Here is a 12960-nt window from a genome sequence, read left to right on the forward strand (position 1 = left end):
CGTGGCACAGTCGGCCGCGCAGCGGAAAGTCAGCCCCCAGGCAGAATTGACGAAAAGTCCCAAATGTCGTGCAGTGCGCGATCAATCAATCGAATATCTGCGCACTGATCGCCAATTTCTACCAGGCCGCACTGACATCTCACAGACCCGGGTCCGCTTGGGCCAGTACGACGCGGACCGGCCGCACGCCCTTCGTAGGCGCACAGGCCGGTCCCCGTAAGTAACGGTCAGTCGACCACCGGCAGGTACACCTTCGCGCCCTGGGCCTTGAACTCCTCGGACTTGGCCCGCATCCCGGCCACGACCGTGTCGTCGCCGCCGTTTGCGGCGCCGTCACCGCCGTACATGTCCATGACGGCGCGACTGATCTTCATCGAACAGAACTTCGGCCCGCACATGGAGCAGAAGTGCGCCGTCTTGGCCGGCTCGGCCGGGAGCGTCTCGTCATGGAACTCACGGGCCGTCTCCGGGTCGAGGGCCAGGTTGAACTGGTCCTCCCAGCGGAACTCGAACCGGGCGTCCGACAGGGCGTCGTCCCAGGCCTGGGCGGACGGGTGGCCCTTGGCCACGTCGGCCGCGTGGGCGGCGATCTTGTAGGTGATCACGCCCGTCTTGACGTCGTCGCGGTTGGGCAGGCCCAGGTGCTCCTTGGGCGTGACGTAGCAGAGCATCGCCGTGCCCCACCAGGCGATCATCGCCGCGCCGATGCCCGAGGTGATGTGGTCGTAGCCGGGTGCGACGTCCGTGGTCAGCGGGCCGAGGGTGTAGAACGGCGCCTCGTCGCAGATCTCCTTCTGGAGATCCATGTTCTCCTTGATCTTGTGCATCGGGACGTGGCCCGGGCCCTCGATCATCACCTGGACGTCGTGCGAGCGCGCGATCCGGCCGAGCTCGCCCAGCGTCTGCAACTCGGCGAACTGCGCCTCGTCGTTGGCGTCCGCGATGGAGCCCGGACGCAGCCCGTCACCCAGCGAGTAGGTGACGTCGTAGGCGCGCAGGATCTCGCACAGCTCGTCGAAGTGCGTGTAGAGGAAGTTCTCCTGGTGGTGCGCCAGACACCACGCCGCCATGATCGAGCCGCCGCGCGAGACGATGCCAGTCTTGCGCCGGGCCGTCATCGGCACGTAGCGCAGCAGCACTCCCGCGTGGACGGTCATGTAGTCGACGCCCTGCTCGCACTGCTCGATCACGGTGTCGCGGTAGACGTCCCAGCTCAGCTCCTCGGCCTTGCCGTCGACCTTCTCCAGCGCCTGGTAGAGCGGCACCGTGCCGATCGGGACGGGCGAGTTGCGCAGGATCCACTCACGGGTGGTGTGGATGTTGCGTCCGGTGGAGAGGTCCATCACGGTGTCCGCACCCCAGCGGGTGGCCCAGGACATCTTCTCGACCTCCTCCTCAATCGAGGAGGTGACCGCCGAGTTGCCGATATTGGCGTTGATCTTCACCAGGAACTTCGAGCCGATCAGCATCGGCTCCGACTCCGGGTGGTTGACGTTGGCCGGCAGCACCGCGCGGCCCGCCGCGAGCTCCTCGCGGACGGTCTCGGGCGACATGCCCTCGCGCAGCGCCGCGAACTCCATCTCCTCGGTGATGATCCCCCGTCGCGCGTACGCGAGTTGGGTCACCGCGGCGCCGTCCCGCCCGCGCCGAGGACGGCGGGGACGGCCGGGGAAGACCGCGTCGAGGTTGGCCAGCCCTGCCCCACCGCGCGGCGAGGTGTGCTTAAGGCCGTCGTCCTCGGGACGCGACTCACGGCCGTGGTACTCGTCGACGTCCCCGCGCTGGCTGATCCAGGCGTCGCGCAGCGGCGGCAGGCCGCGTCGGACGTCCGGCTCGTAGGCGGGATCGGTGTACGGACCGGAGGTGTCGTACAGCGGCACGGTCGCGCCGTTGCTCAACAGCACCTCGCGGAACGGGACGCGCAGATCGGGGCGGGTGCCCTGGTGGTACGCCTTGCGCCAGGCCGGCGTCGGGTAACCGCCCGCCGTGCTGGAGGCCGTGACGGCCTGCTCGGAGACAGACTGCTGCTGTGCGTCGTCGTGCGTGGTCATCAGACCCACTACTCCCTACGCCGGCATTACCCGGTCAGGTTCCTGCGGTCGGCGCAAGCATTCGACGTCCCCATGTCGGGACGGCGGTCAGCGCCCTCTCAGCCCGGTGCTCCGAGCTCCCGCGTCTACAGATGAGATGGGCACACAGTATCGACGGGTGTCGTCTTTGGCGAGGGCGCGTCCGAGGACCGGTCACCGCGATAGCTTCGCGAAGTGGCAGCGCCGCACCTCTCCCGATCCCACGCGCACGAGCACCAACACCCGCGCGGGGACGACCACGCGGGCAGCCACGGCCACTCGCACGACCACGGTCCGGCCAGCCCCGCGTCCGCGCGGCTGCGCGTGCTGCTGGCGGCTGTACTGGTGCCGTTCGCGCTGGCGGTGCTGTGCGGGCTGTGGTTCCTCTGGCCCGCACCGATCCCGCCGCACGCGGTGACCGGTGTCGGCTTCGACCAACTGACGGTCACCGGCACGGTGACAGCCACCCGCACCGTCTCCTGCGGTGCTGCCGCCACCCCCGGTTCCGGAGCCGTCGGCAACTGCACCGCCATCACCGTCCGCCTGACCAGCGGCAAGGACGCGGGCCGCTCGGTCGGCCAGAACCTGACGCCCGACCAGACCGCCGTCTACGTCACGGGCGAGCAGGTCATGATGGACTACTCGCCTTCTGCCCCGGCCTCGCTCCAGTACACCGTCGAGGACGCCGACCGCAGCGCGCCCGTCGCCCTGCTGGCCGCGCTCTTCGCCGTCGCCGTCGTCCTGGTCGGCCGGCTGCGCGGGCTCGCCTCGCTCGGCGCGCTGGCGATCAGCTTCCTGGTGCTGGCCCTCTTCGTCCTCCCGGCGATCCTGGGCGGCGAGAACCCGCTGGCCGTGGCGGTTGTCGGGGGCGGGCTGATCATGCTGCTGGCGCTCTACCTCTGCCACGGCGTCTCCGCCCGGACCTCGGTGGCCGTGCTGGGGACGGTCGTCTCGCTCGCGTTGATCGGCGGGCTCGGCGAGCTGTTCATCGGGCTGACCCGGCTCACCGGCAACACCTCGGACGAGACCGCCTTCGTTCACTCTCTCTTCCCTGGCATCCAGCTGCCGGGCCTGCTCCTGGCCGGTGTCGTGATCGGCTCGCTCGGCGTGCTCAACGACGTGACGGTCACCCAGGCCAGCTCGGTCTGGGAACTCCACGCCGCCGACCCGCAGATGAGTGCCCGCGCGCTCTACCGCTCGGGCATCCGGATCGGCCGCGACCACATCGCCTCCACGGTCAACACCCTGGTCATGGCCTACGCAGGCGCAGCCCTACCGCTGATGCTGCTCTTCGCCCTCTCCCACCGCGGCATCTGGCAGGTGGCGACCAGTGAGATCGTCGCCGAGGAGGTCGTCCGCACCCTCGTCGGCAGCCTCGGCCTGATCGCCTCCGTCCCGCTGACCACGGCGCTCGCGGCGTTCATCGCCAGCCGGGATGTGGATGAACCAGGACAACTCCCGCAACAATGCCCGTCGGTGCGGGGCCGAGCACACGCCTCGCACCGGCGACGTCGGTGACCTTACAACTCTTACGCATCTCCAGTGCTCGGATGGCACACCAACCGCTAAAGTCCTGACGCTGATCATCATCGGGTGATCCCTTTGCTCTGCTTCCACGAGGAGCCCCGTGCGCATATCCCGCCGGCGCCTCAGATCCATGGCCATGCTCGTCGGCACGGCCATGTGCGCCACTTTGCCCGCCATCTCGGCGGCCCACGCAGTGAACTCAGCTCCGACGGTCACAGTGACGGTCAACGGCCAGACCCCGGGCTCGACAGCACTCACAGCTTCGGGCGTCGTGAACATTTCCGCGACGATCACCCCGGTTGCCGGTAACCCGGTTCAGAGCGTCACCTACGCCCTCGGCGCTGTCAGCGGATCGATTCCCGTTCCGTCCGGACAGTGCGCCACCACATGCACCCTTCAGGCGTCCATCGACTCAGCTGCTGTCCGGCCCTTCGCTTCCGGCGGTACCGAGATCCCGGCCGTTCCCGACGGCCGGGCCCTTCTCTCCGTCGACGTGTACAGCGCGGCTCCGCCCAGCACCACCTACATCGGCCTCGTGGTCAACAACCACCGCCCGGTTGCAGGTCAGCCGCTTTCGCCGTCGACGGCGAACGTCACCGCCACCAAGCAACTGAGCTGGACGATCCAGCCGAGCGTCTCACCCACCGCACCCAGCGGGACCACCGTCACGGACGTGGAACTGGAGGCTCCCGACGTCCCCGGTCTGCCCGTCACACACTTCACAAAGAACGCCGACGGAAGCTGGACGGTGACCGCCGACACCAGTTCACTGACCGGCGGCGAATACTGGATCGCGGCAGTCGCCACAGACAGCAACGGCGTGGTCAGCAATCCGCAGGTCGTGGATCTCCTGGTGGACAGCGGTTTCGCGCTGTCCGCTCCCGCCGCCACATCGTTGACCCCGGGCTGGGGGAGCCTTCAGCTCGCCTACACGTACAAGGGCAACTGGCACACCTGCGGGGTCACCAACGGCGACGTCACCCTCGGCCCCACCGACGTGGAGCTGGAGGTCGACGGTCAGGTTTGGCAGGACTCGCCGGCTACTCCGACAGGGCTTGCGGTCAACGCTCAAGGGCAGTGCCTGCTGCCCGCCCTCGGCAGCGCTACGGGCACATCGGCCAAGCCTCTGCCGTACGGAAGGCACACACTCACCTGGGTCGTGACCGACGGCCAGGGCATCAAGGACAGCGTGAACGAGTCCGTCGACGTGGGCCTGCCATTGACCTCATCCTGGCCGACCGAATCGCAGACCGTGCTTGCGGGCAGCACCATCCACCTTGCTCCGACGATCTCCTCGCCCGATGGCAGCAGCACTCTTCAGGACTGGAGCATCACGAACCAGAACGGCACTGTCCTCGCTTCGGGCTCCGGCACCACGCGGCCTTCGCTCAGCCTGTTCACTCCCGCCAACCAACCGACGTACGGCGCACTCACCCTGCACCTGGTCTCCAGCGCGGGGCTCACCACCACTCAGAGCTTCGCCTACCAGACCGTCTGGCAGACTGCCGCGTTCGCACACCTCTCAGCAGCATCGGTCGTCAGCGGAACGTGGGTCAAGATCTCTGCGGACCTGTGGGCCAAGGTGGCGGGCAAATGGATCCAGCCTGCCGGGCAGGCCACCGTCCAGTACCAGTGGGCCTACCCCGGCAGTGGAGTCTGGCACAACGGCTCCTACTACCAATTCGTGCCAGCCGGCGCCACTCTCACGCCCACGTGGGTGCGTGCCTCCAGCAGCGCCTGCTTCCGCGTCGTGAGCCAGGTGAACGGCGTCGACTACGCCCCCTCCACCAGCGCGCCGGTCTGCCTGACCGTCAAGCCCTGAGCTGGCTATCGTCCTCACCATGACTGCCAACGCACGCATGGTCGGCCTCCAGGGCCGGGTGACCGGAACTGTCGGGCCGGGCCTGGTCGGTGAGGTGATGGTGCACGTGCCGGCGCGCGGCGGGACGGAGGCCTTTCTGGCCCATCCCGCCGTGCCCGGCGAGCGGTTGCCCGTCGGGACGCCGGTGGTGGTGCAGGAGTACCAGCCGCCGCGCACCGTCTACGTCGCCGCGCTGCTGGCGCCGACCACGACGGGGTGACCACGGCGGGTTGACCACGGCGGATCAGGGCGAAGTGACCATCAAATTCGCGTCAAGAGACGCTCCCGCGCGTTAGCGCCGCGGCCGGAGGGTGCACACTCTCCTCCGGCCGCCATAAAAAGCCCGCGTTCCTCCTGCGCCACCAGTTCGACGCAGCCACGGGCCGGCGGCGCAGAAGGGGGCATGCGCCGATGTTCATCGGTGTTATCGCGGGGGGCATTGTTGTCGCCCTGCTGATCGTGATCGTGCTGTTCAAGCTCATGTGGCGGGTCGCGGAACCCAACGAGGCGCTGATCATCTCGGGTTCCAAGCACCGGACCGAGGGCCTCGACGAGGGGCTCGGCTTCCGGATCGTCACCGGGCGCGGGACCCTGGTCACCCCGGGCATCCAGGTGGTCCGCAAGCTCTTCCTCGACCTCAACGAGGCCGACCTCGACGTCGAGTGCGTCACCAGCCAGGGCATCCCGGTCCGGGTCAAGGGCGTGGTGATCTTCAAGGTCGGCGACGACCACGTCTCCATCGCCAACGCGGCCCGCCGGTTCCTGGACCGCCAGGACCACATGGGCGATCGGGTGCACAACGTCTTCGCCGGTCATCTGCGGTCCATCGTCGGCGGGTTGACCGTCGAGGAGATGATCCGCGACCGCGAGCGGCTCACCGGCGAGACGCGCTCCGCGTCCGGTTCGGAGATGGAGAAGCTCGGCCTGATCATCGACTCGCTGCAGATCCAGGAGATCGACGACCCGACCGGCTACATCAAGAACCTGGCCGCCCCGCACGCCGCCGCGGTCCACCGCGACGCGCGCATCGCCCAGGCGGAGGCGGACCGCGCGGCCACCCAGGCCGAGCAGGAGGCCGCCGCCCGCAAGGCCGAGTCCACCCGCAACAGCGAGATCCTGCAGGCCGGTTACCGCGCGGAGATGGAGAAGGCCGCCGCCACCGCGCGCCAGGCCGGTCCGCTGTCCGAGGCCGCCGCCAAGCAGGAGGTCGTGGTCCAGGAGACCAGGGTGGCCGAGCTGGAAGCGCAACGCCGCGAGCAGCAGCTGCAGATCGACGTGCGCAAGCCCGCCGACGCCGCCGCCTACCAGACCCGCACCGTCGCCGAGGCCGAGCGCGACGCCCGGATCTCCTCGGCGCAGGCGCAGGCCAAGGAGACCGAGCTCCGTGCCGCGGCCGAGGCGACCCGGCTCAAGACGGCTGCCGGAGCCGAGGCCGAGGCCACTCGGGTCCGCGGTGAGGCGGACGCGTCCGCGACCCGCGCCCGCGGTCTCGCGCAGGCCGAGGCGGTGCAGGCCAAGGGTCTGGCGGACGCCGAGTCGGCCCGCGCCCTCGGTCTGGCCGAGGCCGAGGCCATCAAGGCCCGTGCCGCGGCCCTGGCCGAGAACCAGGAGGCGGTCGTCGCCCAGCAGTTGGCCGAGAAGTGGCCCGAGATCGTGCAGGCCGGCGCGTCCGCCTTCGGCAACGTCGAGCACATGGTGCTGCTGAACGGCGCCGAGGGCATGGGCGAGATGTTCGCCAAGGCGCTCACCATGGGCGGCACCGGCCTGGGCCTGGCCCGCCAGCTGCTGGCCCAGATGAAGGGCGACGGCGAGGGCGGCAGCGAACCGCCGACCGTGCCGCAGCAGATCACCGTCGAGTAGCAGCTGACACGCCAGGCCGAAGGGCCGACCCGATCAGGGTCGGCCCTTCGTCACGTTCTCTGTCGCGTTCTCTGATGCATCCTCTGATGCATCACCATCGCTGTTGCGTCATGTCCTGAACGGACGTCAGCTCTTGGATGCCTTCTTCACCAGGATCACGACCACCGCCGCCAGCGCCACCACCAGCAGCGCCTTGATGACGAAGGTCATCAGTCCGAAGACGAGGCCCACGATGGCGGAGAGCACCCACCAGGCCACGATGATCGCCAGAATCGGGACCACGATGTTGCGCACCCAGCTGGGGAGTGCCTTCCACAGTTCCGTCATGATGTCCGTCCTCCCCCTCGGGTGTCCTCGTTACGTCTTCGATCGTACGGGCCGATCGCCCGCCCCCGAAGAGTTCCTGCCCCTGAGAAGACCCGGATAAGACCCTGATCAGGCCTCCCTGAGCACCAGGGTCAGGACTAGGGGATCAGGCCTCCGGCGGGGAGAAGACCACCAGGACCCGCAGGTCCTCGCTGATGTGGTGGAAGCGGTGCGGCACCCCGGCCGGAACGTAGACGACGCTGCCCCGCCCCACCGTCGTGGTCTCGTCACCCACCGTGATCGCCCCGCGCCCGCTGACCACCACGTAGAGCTCGTCCTCGCGGTGCGGATTCTGGGTGTCCAGCTGGCCGGCCTCCAGGGCGTAGAGCCCGGCCGACATATTGCGTTCGCGCAGGAACTGCAGGTAGGCGCCCTCGTTGGCGGCACGCTCGGCGTCGAGCTCGTCCATCCGGAAGACCTTCATGGAGCCATGATGGCAGTCCGGAGATCGCCCGGTGTCGACACGTGCCAACATGTGCCGACGCGTGCCGAGACGTATCAAGCTGTGACACTGACATGACCGTCCGGGACTACCGTCTCCCCGCACGGACTGCAACGATCACCGCATGATGAAGTTCGCTCTCAAGACCCTGATCAACGCGGCAGCCATCTGGGTGGCCGCCGCGCTCGTCCAAGGCATTCACCTGACCGCGGCCGACTGGCAGCACCAGGCCTTGACCGTGGTCCTCGTGGCCCTCGTCTTCGGCGTGGTGAACTTCTTCATCAAGCCGCTGGTCAAGCTCTTCTCACTGCCGCTGTTCCTGCTCACTCTCGGCCTGATCACCTTCGTGATCAACGCGCTGATGCTCTGGCTGACCTCCTGGACCTCGGGCAAGCTCAGCCTCGACTTCCACGTCGACGGCTTCGTCCCGGCCCTGCTCGGCTCGCTGATCATCAGCATCGTCGCCTGGGCACTGCACCTGGTCGTCCGCGACGACGACTGAGGTCCGGCGAATCCGGCAACTGGAGCACGGCTGCAGTCCGACCGGGGCTCCGGCCGGAGCCCCGACCGCATTGCGCTCGCCGGCCCGTCCGCTCAGGACTGCTGGCGGATCAGCTCCAGCTGACGGTCCAGGTCCGCGGCCGTGTGCTCCTGGCCCATCGGGAGCACACGGTCGGTGCGGCCGAGGAACGCGATCAGCGGGATCGCGGCGGAAAGCAGCACCGCCATGCCGTCGGGGGAGTGCAGTTCGATGCGGACGTCCATGAAGTCCTCGTCCTCCCCCGGCACCGGAAGCACCCGGACGTCGCCCTCGCCGGTCGGGCGGGTGATCCCGTCCAGCAGCAGCTCGCGGCCGAAGACCCAGGTCACCGGCGGGTCGCCGGGAAGGTGGAACGTGAGCCGGACCGCGAAGGGGTCGGCGGGGTCGTAGGCGAGCTCGACATGGGTGTCGAAGGCAAGGTCCTCCGACACCAGCAGACTCATCACCAACTGGCCTTTGACCAGGCTCTGCATCTTCATTGCGGTACCTCTCGATCCCCGACGTCCGTACGGTACTGCGTATGGGAACCATGCTCTCTTCGTCCCCATTCGCTACCAAGGGCGAAGTTTTCAGATGGTGAACGACAGCCGGTCCATCACCGCCCCGACCCGCACGGCGAGCCGGTCGGCAGCTGCGGAGAGCCGATGCGCCTGAGCGACCGGCAGTGACAGACCGATGGTGCAGAGCGCGGCGCCGACCATGATCGGTACGGCCGCGCAGACCACTCCTGGCAGGTACTCCTGCTGCTCCAGCACCGGACGGGCCGGGTGGCGGGCGTCCAGTCTGCGCAGCAGGACGGTCGAATCGGTCACCGTGCGCCGGGTCAGCGACTGCGGACGGTGACGTGAGAGGTAGTCAAGGCGTCCCTCTCGGTCGAGTTGGCCGAGAAGGCACTGTCCGACGGCGTGGGCGTTGCCGGTGACGCGGAAGTCGGCCCACTCCTCGACGGCCGGAACGCCCGGCCCCTCGGAGACGTCGACGACCTCGATCGCGCCGTCGCGGTAGGTGGCGAAGTAGGTGGCCGCGCCGAGTTCGTCGCGCAGCCGGTCCAGGGCGGTGGCGATGGCGTCCCGTCCCTGGCAGGCCTGGTGGTCGCGGCCGAGCGAGCCGACCGCCTCGCCGAGGACGTACTCGCCGTCGACTCGGCGCAGATAGCCCTCGTGGGTGAGCGTCCTGAGCAGGTGGTACGTGGTGGCGAGGGGGAGCCCCGCCTGACGGGCGAGCTGTTTGGCGGTCGCGCCGTCGCCCTGGAGAGCCACGGCCTCCAGTAGACGGAGCGCGCGCTGGACCGACCCGATCAAGGTCGGCGCGGCCTTCTCCGTCGCCATCGCTACCCCTCCAACCGCCGGACATATGCCATTTGGACGCAACTCCTCCACATAATGCCCTTCAGATCACAGTAATGTCTCGCACCCCAGACGGAGCAGCACCCCCGCCAAACGGCGGGGGTGGAAATTTGACCTGGACTTAACCTGCGCACTACGGAAGCAGGTTCGGGTTTCGCTGGATGTCACCTGCGGCACACTCCAGTCGTGGTGGCACAGCACGCTGCAGGAGCAACGCGACACGCGGTACGACACGCCGAGCGACGCGGGGACGCGCCCGCGGATCCGCCCATGGGGCCGCGCTCGGCCCCGCCCTCCGACCCACTCCGACCGCCTCGCGCCGTCCGCTCGCCCGCCCGGCACGGGGTCCGCCCGGTGGTCAAGCGCACCGCCCGCGCGATCCTGCTGGACCAGGGGCCCGACGGCCTGGAACTGGTCATGATCAAACGGACCAAGCCCGGCAAGCCGCCCTACTGGATCACCCCGGGCGGCGGGATGGAGCCGACCGACGCCTCCGTGGTGGCCGCCCTCCACCGGGAGCTCTCCGAGGAACTGGGCGGCAGTGCGCGCGACATCGTCCCCGCCTTCGTCGACACCGTCTCCCACACGCACCACGAGGACGGCAGCGAGCTGCACCCGCGCGGGGTGAAGATCCAGCACTTCTTCGTCTGCCGCCTCGCCTCGATGGACCCCTCCCGCCGCCACGGGCCCGAGGTCGACGAGCCCAACGGCGAGTACGAGATCGTCCGGCTGCCCTTCACCCGCGAGGGCGTCACGGCTGTCAACGTGGTGCCGCCGTCGCTGCGGGCCTACCTCGCCGCCAACATCGAAGGCGTGACCGCCCTCCTCGCAGACGACCTCGGCGACCTCGGCACCTGAGCACCTGAGCACCTGAGCGCCTGACGGGCGCTCAGGTATCCAGCTCGGCGCGGACTCAACCGCCGGACGGGTCGAGGTCGTCGTGGATCCGCTCGGCCGGGACACCTGCGCTCAGCAGCATCGCGCGCACCCGGCGGATCATCGCCGACGGTCCGCTGACGCATGCCTCGTACCCCTCCCACGGGCCGAACCGGGCCAACACCTCGGGCACCATGCCGCGTTCCCTCTCCGTGGCCGGCTCCGCAGCGTGGGCCTCGGTGTCGGCGTCGGTCTCGGCGATGTCGGCGTTGTCCTCCATGCCTTCCATGCCTTCCATGCCTTCCGTGGCCGCCGTGGCCGCCGGAAGCGCCTGCAGTGCGGCGGCCGACGTCGACGAGGGCCCGAGGAAGTCGGTCGCCTCCGACAACGACGTCCGCACCGTCAACCACGGCAGCGCCCGGTCCAACTCGCGCAGCGCGGCCTCCGCGTAGCAGTCCTCGGCGCGGCGCGCGCCGTAGAAGACCTCGACGCTGCGGCGCGTCCCCGCCTTGGCCAACTCCTCGACGATGGCGATGATCGGGCCGATCCCGGTACCGCCGCCGACCAGCAGCAGCGGCTCGGGCGCAGCGGGATCGACCACCATCGAGCCCGTCGGCGGCCCCAGCCGCACCACGTCGCCCGGCTGCGCCCGCTGCACCAACGCGTTGCTGACCCAGCCCGCCGGGACGGCCTTGACGTGGAACCGCAGCAACCCCTGCTCGCCCTCGGGAGCGGACGCCATCGAGAACCGCCGCCACACCCGCGGCCACCAGGGCACCTCGATGTCCGCGTACTGCCCGGCCCGGTACGGATAGGGCTGGTCGGTGCTGAGCGTCACCACGGCCACGTCGCGGCCGACCTGCTCGACGGAACGCACCTCCCCCTGCCACCAGGCCGGTGAGGTCTGCGCGTCCCGCGCCGCCGCGGCCATCATCACCTGGGTGACCACCCCGAACACCTTGGTCCAGGCCCGACCGGTCTCCGCGGTCCACTCCCGTCCGCAGTAACGTTCCAGCGCCGCGAGCAGTGCGGCGCAGACCGGCGCGTAGTGCTCGTCCCGCACCCCGTACTTGCGGTGGCTGCGGGCCAGCCGCTCCAGGTACTCGACCAGCTGCGGCGGATCGTCCGCCGCCCGCCCGGCCGCCAGCAGCGCGCGGAACAGCCGGTCCCGGTGCACGTCCATCGCGGCCGGGAAGAGCGCCCGCAGCTCCGGACGCTGCAGGAAGAGCACGGCGTAGAAGTGCGCCGTGGCCCGGTCGGCGATCGGCTCGATCTGACTGAGGCTCCGTCGGATCAGCACGATGTCCTGCGGCGTCGGCCCGACCGCACCCCCCGGACCACCTCCGGGGCCGCCCGCCGGACGGGCGGGAGTACTGATGCCGGACGCGACCGCCTCGGCCCCGCGCGCCAGGGCGGCCTGCCGCTGACGGGACGCCAGCGGCACCACCGCAACCACTGATCCCGGCAGCGGCAGCGGAGGCGGAGGCAGCGGAGCCGTCGAGATCCCGGACGGGACGGGCAGCGGGGCGGGAACGATCGGCACCGGCGGCACCGGCTGCACCGGAGCCGCGGGCACCGCCCACGCCCGGCTCCACGCATCGTCAGGCCCGGCGGCCCAGTTCAGCGCGGGCGCATCGGTGATCATCGGGCTGTAGTCCGGCCGCAGCGCCAACTCCTGCCCCGGTCCGGGCATCCCCGCGTCCTGCGACTCGGCTGCCTCGAGCCCGGGCTCGGACCCCGGCTGGGGCTCGAGCTCAGGCCCTGCCGCCGTCCCGGCCTGCGGGCCCGACTCCGCCTCCTGTTCCAGGAACACGGGCTCCCGGAACAGGAGTTCCGAGACGTCCGCCGTCGGCGGGCGGGACAGCTCCAGAGCCGCCTTGGACGGCCCGGGAGTGACCTTGACCTCGTCCACCCGCCTGTCCGCCCGGAGCTGTCGGCGAGGACGACCGTTTCGATTGAGAGCGCTTCCGATCGACACCTGGGGGTTCTCCCGTCGGATCCGTGCTGCTCTCCGGAGAGTGGCATGGCTGCACAGCTGATCCGACTAATAGCGGCAAGAAGGGGGCGCATCC

The 12960-nt window shown here is 69.6% G+C and carries 12 protein-coding genes and 1 riboswitch; of the genes, 6 read left to right on the forward strand and 6 right to left on the reverse strand.

The genetic code is table 11. From position 1 onward, the window contains the following. Positions 1-227: 227 nt before the first annotated feature. Entirely contained in the window at positions 228-2051 is a 1824-nt protein-coding gene (gene thiC / locus ABH940_RS01235) for a phosphomethylpyrimidine synthase ThiC (RefSeq protein ID WP_370065117.1), read from the reverse strand. Beyond that, a riboswitch (TPP riboswitch) is annotated at positions 2047-2184 on the reverse strand. (Overlaps the previous gene by 5 nt.) An 80-nt stretch (positions 2185-2264) precedes the next feature. Between thiC and ABH940_RS01240 the strand changes: the two genes are divergently transcribed. The 4 genes from ABH940_RS01240 (at position 2265) to ABH940_RS01255 (ending at position 7317) form a co-directional block, all read left to right on the forward strand. Further along, positions 2265-3587, forward strand: coding sequence for a YibE/F family protein (locus tag ABH940_RS01240; protein ID WP_370065115.1), 1323 nt, complete (start codon positions 2265-2267; stop codon positions 3585-3587). Between the two features lie 280 nt (positions 3588-3867). Further along, entirely contained in the window at positions 3868-5418 is a 1551-nt protein-coding gene (locus ABH940_RS01245) for a hypothetical protein (protein WP_370103970.1), read from the forward strand. Between the two features lie 37 nt (positions 5419-5455). Continuing rightward, positions 5456-5677: a hypothetical protein gene (locus ABH940_RS01250; protein ID WP_370065527.1), complete on the forward strand. Its 222-nt coding sequence runs from the start codon at positions 5456-5458 to the stop codon at positions 5675-5677. Between the two features lie 191 nt (positions 5678-5868). Continuing rightward, positions 5869-7317, forward strand: a complete 1449-nt coding sequence (locus tag ABH940_RS01255; protein ID WP_370065111.1) for a flotillin family protein — start codon at positions 5869-5871, stop codon at positions 7315-7317. Positions 7318-7443: 126 nt separating this feature from the next. On the opposite strand, the gene ABH940_RS01260 is transcribed toward ABH940_RS01255, so the two are convergent. After that, the gene (locus ABH940_RS01260; protein ID WP_196193289.1) at positions 7444-7644 is read right to left on the reverse strand and encodes a DUF5326 family protein; all 201 of its coding nucleotides are present in this window, start codon (positions 7642-7644) and stop codon (positions 7444-7446) included. Positions 7645-7789: 145 nt separating this feature from the next. Next, positions 7790-8107, reverse strand: coding sequence for a cupin domain-containing protein (locus tag ABH940_RS01265; protein WP_370065109.1), 318 nt, complete (start codon positions 8105-8107; stop codon positions 7790-7792). A 142-nt stretch (positions 8108-8249) separates the two neighbouring features. Between ABH940_RS01265 and ABH940_RS01270 the strand changes: the two genes are divergently transcribed. Beyond that, positions 8250-8627 (forward strand): phage holin family protein, encoded by a 378-nt coding sequence (locus ABH940_RS01270; protein ID WP_370065107.1) that lies wholly within the window; start codon positions 8250-8252, stop codon positions 8625-8627. Between the two features lie 92 nt (positions 8628-8719). On the opposite strand, the gene ABH940_RS01275 is transcribed toward ABH940_RS01270, so the two are convergent. Both ABH940_RS01275 and ABH940_RS01280 read right to left on the reverse strand, forming a co-directional pair. Further along, positions 8720-9139, reverse strand: coding sequence for an SsgA family sporulation/cell division regulator (locus tag ABH940_RS01275; protein ID WP_370065526.1), 420 nt, complete (start codon positions 9137-9139; stop codon positions 8720-8722). Between the two features lie 96 nt (positions 9140-9235). Next, positions 9236-9994: an IclR family transcriptional regulator gene (locus ABH940_RS01280; protein ID WP_370065105.1), complete on the reverse strand. Its 759-nt coding sequence runs from the start codon at positions 9992-9994 to the stop codon at positions 9236-9238. Between the two features lie 372 nt (positions 9995-10366). Here ABH940_RS01280 and ABH940_RS01285 point away from each other — a divergent pair, with 372 nt between their 5' ends. Further along, positions 10367-10870, forward strand: a complete 504-nt coding sequence (locus ABH940_RS01285; protein ID WP_370065103.1) for an NUDIX domain-containing protein — start codon at positions 10367-10369, stop codon at positions 10868-10870. Positions 10871-10925: 55 nt separating this feature from the next. Here ABH940_RS01285 and ABH940_RS01290 read toward each other — a convergent pair whose 3' ends face one another. Continuing rightward, positions 10926-12800, reverse strand: a complete 1875-nt coding sequence (locus ABH940_RS01290; RefSeq protein WP_370103972.1) for a globin domain-containing protein — start codon at positions 12798-12800, stop codon at positions 10926-10928. Positions 12801-12960 lie beyond the last annotated feature (160 nt).

The organism is Streptacidiphilus sp. BW17 (assembly GCF_041262485.1).
Lineage (GTDB): Bacteria > Actinomycetota > Actinomycetes > Streptomycetales > Streptomycetaceae > Streptacidiphilus.